Genomic DNA, 1,435 nt, shown 5'->3' with positions numbered 1-1,435 from the left:
TGGCAGGGACCGCCCGTGGCGCCGCCCGACGTTCCGGCCGTGGCACCGGCGGTGTTGCCGCCAGTGGTTCCGGCCGTGGCACCGGCAGTGTTGCCGCCGGTGGTTCCGACCGTGGTTCCGCCGGTGGTGCCGGCGACCACGCCGCCAATGAGTCCGGTACCGCCAATGAGGCCGGTGCCGCCGATCAGGCCGGTGCCGCCGATCAGGCCACCGGTGGCACCAGCGGTCACGCCCGCGACCACACCCCCAGTGCCGCCGGCGGTGGTTCCGCCGGTCGTACCGGCGATCAGGCCGCCGGTCGTACCGGCTGTGGTTCCGCCAGTCGTGGTTCCGGTCGCGCACGTCGCCCGGGTAATCACGTTCGTGTCCAAAGTGACTGAGCCGTTGCGGGCGAGCGCCCGACCGTCGATGTTGGCTCCGGTGGTGGCGGAGATCGACGTGAGGGCCAGGATGTTGCCTACGAAGGTCGAGTTGGTGCCGAGCGTTGCGGAACTGCCCACCTGCCAGTACACGTTGCACGGCTGGGCGCCGTTGATCAGCACGACCCGGCTGGCGGAGGCCGTCTGAAGGGTCGACCCGATCTGGAAGATGAAGACCGCATTGGGGTTGCCTTGGGCGTCAAGCGTGAGCGTGCCCGAAAGGTTGATCGACGACGCGGCAGTGTAAACACCCGGGGCCAGAGTCTGGCCGACCAGGTCCCCCGGCGAGGTGAGGGTGAAATCCGATGCCTGACCGGCGGCGTTGTTGTACGCGCTGGTCAGATCGCTCTGGGCCTGGGCCGCCACAGCGTCCGTCTGGTGGATGGCCCCATTCACCATGACGGGAGTGAGACCGGTGATCGAGGTCCCGGGGGACACTCCGACGTCCCCGGTGATGGTGGTCGGTCCGGTGTTGGTGACGGACTGGCCGCCCAACACCGCGAAGCTGTCCGCCGCTCCCAGCGGGACGGCCACGCCGATCGCATGCGCACTGCTCGGCACCAACGCGATCCCGGCGGCGGCGAGTGACAGCATCAGGGCCCCGGAGATCCAGGCGGTGAACACGCGCCGAGAACGCGCAACAGAGACATTCAATTCCATCTAGGTGCCCAACTCCTTCAAGATGATTCTGTGAATATCGGGTGGTCCACCATGAAGCCCTGGCCCTAATCCATGAGTCGCATCAGCTGCCTTGGGCTTTCGAGAGCATGCCTAATAGTCAGATGTCGTGAAAGTGGATGGGACACGAAGACATTAGCGTCGGCCGCATCCGCCGAATCTGCACCGAGGGCCAGGCAGACGGGTGACATAAGAAGGATCGTTTCTTCATTCGGGATGGACCCTCGGGTCGCTTCGAGCGAATCCACGGTCCTGATTCCAGAGGGATGGCTTGGCGATCCTGCGGGGAATTTGCGGTCGGGGCTGCTGGCGCTGCATCGGGCAGTCGCTGGTCTGCC

General features: G+C 66.3%; 1 protein-coding gene. It reads right to left on the bottom strand.

Annotated features, from left to right (window positions below):
• Nucleotides 1-1,079 (bottom strand): ice-binding family protein (locus TR50_RS42060; RefSeq protein ID WP_084701935.1); only part of this gene is annotated, 1,079 nt, incomplete at its 3' end.
• Between the last annotated feature and the right edge of the window lie 356 nt (nucleotides 1,080-1,435).

Source organism: Streptacidiphilus anmyonensis (assembly GCF_000787855.1).
Taxonomy (GTDB): domain Bacteria; phylum Actinomycetota; class Actinomycetes; order Streptomycetales; family Streptomycetaceae; genus Streptacidiphilus; species Streptacidiphilus anmyonensis.
Note: the sequence above shows the minus strand (reverse complement) of the source record. Positions and strands in the feature narration are given on the sequence as shown.